The 4,873-nt window shown below is 73.3% G+C and carries 3 protein-coding genes; all 3 read left to right on the top strand.

Annotated features, from left to right (window positions below; all coding sequences use genetic code 11):
• The first annotated feature begins 106 nt into the window (after positions 1–106).
• The 3 genes from HZZ10_RS18970 (at position 107) to HZZ10_RS18960 (ending at position 4,790) form a co-directional block, all read left to right on the top strand.
• Positions 107–2,926 carry a bifunctional acetate--CoA ligase family protein/GNAT family N-acetyltransferase gene (locus HZZ10_RS18970; protein WP_179914706.1) on the top strand — a complete coding sequence of 940 codons (2,820 nt, stop codon included), beginning with the start codon at positions 107–109 and terminating at the stop codon, positions 2,924–2,926.
• A gap of 65 nt (positions 2,927–2,991) precedes the next feature.
• Complete coding sequence (locus HZZ10_RS18965; RefSeq protein ID WP_056132205.1) at positions 2,992–3,612, top strand: DUF5998 family protein; 621 nt, start codon at positions 2,992–2,994, stop codon at positions 3,610–3,612.
• On the top strand, positions 3,609–4,790 hold the full coding sequence (locus tag HZZ10_RS18960) for an alkaline phosphatase family protein (protein WP_179914705.1): 1,182 nt from the start codon (positions 3,609–3,611) through the stop codon (positions 4,788–4,790). Before HZZ10_RS18965 ends, HZZ10_RS18960 begins: the two co-directional genes overlap by 4 nt.
• Positions 4,791–4,873 lie beyond the last annotated feature (83 nt).

Genomic DNA, 4,873 nt, shown 5'->3' with positions numbered 1-4,873 from the left:
GCTGTGGGGTGCGCGGGGGAGGCGCGGAGGGTTCTGGCCCACAGTTTCGCACGAGAGCCGGTGTGCCAGCCCCCGAGCCGCGCCCACGGGCGCATAGCCTGTACCTGTGACCACCCCACCTGACTCTTCCGCCGACGACGGCGTCGCGACAGAGGCCGGCTACCCGCAGGAGTGGGAGGCCGACGTCGTCCTCTCGGACGGGACCACCGCCCACCTGCGCCCGATCACCGCGGCCGACCGCGACGCGCTGCAGCGCTTCCACACCGCGCAGTCCGAACGGTCCACCTACATGCGGTTCTTCGCCGCGATGGAACGTCTCTCGGCCCGCGACCTCACCCGCTTCACAGTCCTGGACCACCGTGACAGGGTCGCCCTCGTCGCGGTGACCTCGGCTGCGGACGGCTCCGAGCAGATCATCGGCGTCGCCCGCTTCGACACCATCGCGCCCCGCGAGGCCGAGGTCGCCTTCAACATCGCCGACTCCCACCAGGGCCGAGGGCTCGGCTCCGCGCTGCTCGAGCACATCGCCGCCGCGGCCCGCGAGGTCGGCATCACGCACTTCACGGCGGAGGTCCTGCCGCAGAACGGCAAGATGCTCGCCGTCTTCCGAGAGGCCGGGTACGAGACCACCCAGCACGTCGACGACGGCATCGTCACCGTGAGCATCGACCTCGACCCGACCGAGCGCTCGCGGCAGGTGATGATCGACCGGGAGCACCGCGCCGAGGCCCGCAGCATGGTCGGGCTGTTCACCCCGCGCTCGATCGTCGTGGTCCCGCCTGGCGACGCCGACGCGACGAGCCTGCAGGCGCGGATGGCCGCCCGGGCGATCAGCGCCCACCTGCGCGACGGTGACGTCACCATGACCGTCGTCGGGGCGACCGACGCGCTGCGCGCCGAGATCGGCGACCCGACAGGCCTGCGCTTCGTCGACACCCTCGACGACGTCGAGGCGCCCGTCGACCTGGCGCTCGTCGTCGCGCACCCCGCCGACACGCTCGCGACCGTCCGCTCCCTCGCCCGCCTCGGAGTCCGAGGCGTCGTCGTCTCCGGCCCCGGGTATGCCGAGACCGGAGCCGAAGGGCTCGCGCTCCAGCGCGAGATCGTCCGGACCGCGCACGCCGCCGGGATGCGCGTGGTCGGCCCGGGCTCGTACGGGATGTTCGCCCGCCGGCCCGAGGGCGTCTTCAACGCCTCGCTCGCCCCTGTGCTCCCACCGGCCGGCACGGTCGGGATCTTCTGCCAGTCGGCGCCGATGGCTGTCACCGTCCTCGCGACCGTGTGGCGGCGCGGCGTGGGGGTCTCGTCCTTCGTCTCGGCCGGCAACCGGGCCGACGTGTCGGGCAACGACCTCATGCAGTTCTGGCAGGACGACGAGTCGACCGACGTCGCCGGGCTGTACCTCGAGTCGATCGGCAACCCGCGCAAGTTCTCGCGGATCGCCCGACGCCTCTCGCTCGTCAAGCCCGTCGTGGTGGTCACCGCAGGCCGCTCGGGGCACGTCGTCCCGGCCGGCCACGCCGTGCGGCCGACGCGGGCCCCGCGCCGCACCCTCGAAGAGATGTTCCGCCAGTCCGGGGTCGTCCGCGCCGAGAACACCCACCAGATGCTCGACATCATCCAGCTCTTCGCGCACCAGCCGCTGCCCTCGGGTCGACGCGTCGGGATCGTCGCCGGCTCGGCGCCGCTCTCGGCGATCGTCGCGGAGGCCGCCGGCACCGCCGGGCTCGTGGTGACCAGCCACGTCGCCGTCGTGCGGGAGGACGCGACCGAGGAGGAGAACCTCGCGGCGATCGACGCGGTCTACGCCGAGGGTGCCTGCGACGTGGTGGTCGCCGTCCACGTGCCCGTCCTCGGCGGGACCGACGCGAGGTTCTGCGCCGCCGTCGCACAGGCCGCGGCCCGCTCGGGCCGGCCGACCGTCGCGAGCGTCCTCGGTCTGCACGGGCTGCTGCCCGAGCTCACCGTCGAGGTCCCGGCCGAGCGCGCCGACCAGGGGGACGTCCCGGCACCAGCACCTGCGGCTGCCGCCGAGGGTGGTTCGGCTGCGCGCACCGTCACGGTGCCTGCGTACTCCACGCCCGAGGACGCCGTCCAGGCGCTCGGCGCCGTCGTCCGCTACGCCACGTGGCGCCACCAGGACCACGGCACCCCGCTCACCTACTCCGACGTCGACGTGGCCGGGGCCCGTGCGGTGATCGACAGGCACACCGTCGAGGGCCGACGCACAGCGCTCCCGGCCGACGAGGTCAGGGCGCTGCTCGCCTGCTACGGCATCGACGTCTGGGAGTCCGTGCCCGTCCGAGACGCCGACGAGGCCGTCGCGGCCGCGCACGAGCTCGGCTGGCCCGTCGCCCTCAAGAGCACGGCCGAGTCCTTGCGCCACCGCGCCGACCTCGGAGGTGTGCGCCTCGACATCCTCGACGAGGCCGAGCTGCGCACCGACGTGGCGCAGATGCAGTCGTCGCTCGTCGACCACGTGCCCGAGCTCCGCCACCCTGCAGCCCGTCCGCTCGAGGTCCAGCGCATGGCCCCTGCGGGAGTCGCCTGCGTCATCCGGTCGACCGAGGACGAGCTCTACGGACCCGTCGTGTCCTTCGGGCTCTCGGGCGACGCCGTCGACCTGCTCGGCGACGTCAGCTATGGCGTGCCGCCGCTCACGACGACCGACGTGGCCCACATGGTGCGCTCGGTCCGCGCGGCACCGCGCCTCTTCGGCTACAAGGGTCTGCCGCCGGCCGACGCTGCGGCGATCGAAGACCTCATCGGACGGGTCAGCGAGCTCGCCGACGATCACCCCGAGGTCCGGTCCCTCGAGCTCTACCCCGTCGTCGTCGCCGAGCGCGGGGCCGCCGTGCTCAGCGCGCGCGTCACCGTCGAGTCTGCCAACCGCAAGGACGGCCTGCGCCGGGCGCTGCCGGACTGAGCCGGGTCGGTCAGGGCGGAGCGACCCGGGCCGGGTGACCAGGGCGAGGTGACTAGGATGGTCGGGTGTCCTCGACCAGCAGCCGTGACCTCTCCGCAGACCTCCGCCGACAGCTCGACAGGGCCGGGTACTACCCCGAGCTCGTCGCCGACGTCCTCGACGTCGCCATCGCCGACGAGCCCGTCGAGGCTCACCTCGTGCACGTCGAGACGACCTTCGCGACCTCTGAGGTCCGCCGCCACGTGACGGTGCTCGTCCTCACGTCGTCGCGGCTGGTCCTCGCGCACGTCGACGACCACGCCTCCGAGGACCCCGAGGCCGGGCAGCAGGACGCCCGCTCGAGCGCCGCGGCGACGACCGAGGCCGTGCCGCTCGCCAAGATCACCTCGGTCGTCCTCACCCACATGGTCGACGCCCCCGAGAAGCACGTCTCCGGCGCTGCGCCGACCGAGCTGACCCTGGCCGTCGGCTGGGGTGCGGTCTCCCGCATCGACCTCGAGCCCGCCCAGTGCCCCGACCCGCAGTGCGAGGCAGACCACGGCCTCACAGGGTCGATGGCCAACGACGACGTGCTCGTGCGCGTGAGCGCGCAGGCTGAGGGAGTCGAGGCTGTCCGCTCGGCGGTCGCCTTCGCGAAGGCGCTCTCGGCTGCGACGGGCTACGCAGCGCACGGCGGGCGACGGTGACCGACGGGCCTGCGCCCCTCACCGCGACAGCCGAGGCCCTCGGGCTCCTCGTCCCCGACCGCACGGGCCGTTCTCTCGCGTCGGTCCTGCCGGCCGCCGCTGCGGCCCTCGGGGTCGTCGACGACGCCGGGCGCAACGCCGCCGCGCAGGCTGCTCTCGGGCTCCCGTCCGCCGAGCGTGTGTGCGTGGTGCTCGTCGACGGCCTGGGCTTCGACAACCTCAGCGAGCGCAGCGGGCACGCGCCCTTCCTCAGGTCTCTGCTGCGCGACGACGCCGTCATCACCTGCGGCTTCCCGTCCACGACCGCGGTGTCGATGGGCATCTTCGGGACGGGGTCCGGTCCCGGGCGCACGGGCATGCTCGGCTACACGGTGCGCAACCCGCACACCGGGACGCTCGCGAACCTCGTCTCGTGGGACGGTGCTCCCGAGCCCACGGACCTCCAGCGGGAACCCACGGTCTTCGAGCAGCTCAGCTCCGCCGGTGTGCGGGTGACGTCGATCGGACCGGAGCGCTTCGCAGCGTCGGGCATGACCCGTGCGGCGCTGCGTGGGGCCAGGTACTGGAACGCGGAGAGCCTGGAGTCGCGCGTCGACGCTGCTGCCTTCGAGCTCATGACCCCCGGTCTCGTCTACCTGTACTGGGGCGACGTCGACAAGGTCGGCCACCACGAGGGCTCGGAGTCGTGGCAGTGGGGCGACGCCCTCGAGCTCGCCGACCGCGAGCTCGCTCGTCTGCAGACCGTCCTCCCGCCGGGGACCCAGGTGGTCGTGACCGCCGACCACGGGATGGTCGACGTCGACAGGGCTCGTCAGCGCGACGTCGCCCAGGTCGCAGCGCTGCGCGAAGGTGTCAAGGTCGTGGCGGGGGAGCCGCGTGCCGTCCACCTGCACGCGACCAAGCGCAAGAACGCCGGGTCGCTCGCCGAGCGCTGGCGGGACGTCCTGGGCGACGACGCCCTCGTGGCGACCAAGGCCGAGGTGATCGAGGCCGGCTGGTTCGGCGAGGTCGCCGAGCACGTCGAGCCGTGGATCGGCGACGTGCTCGTCGCGGCGCGCGGCCGGGCGACCGTCGTCGACTCGAGGGTGCAGTCACCCCGGTCGATCGCCCTCGTGGGTGTGCACGGCTCGTTGACCCCGCGCGAGATGCGGGTCCCGTACCTGACCTTCACGGTCTGAGGACTGCAGACGCCGAGAGGCCCGGTCCGCACGGACCGGGCCTCTCGGCGTCTGGGGGCTGGCGCAGGTGCTCAGTCCTGCTT

Source organism: Sanguibacter inulinus (genome assembly GCF_013415325.1).
Classification (GTDB): domain Bacteria; phylum Actinomycetota; class Actinomycetes; order Actinomycetales; family Cellulomonadaceae; genus Sanguibacter; species Sanguibacter inulinus.
The sequence above is the reverse complement of the archived record's forward strand: the minus strand, read 5'-3'. Positions and strand labels throughout refer to the sequence as shown.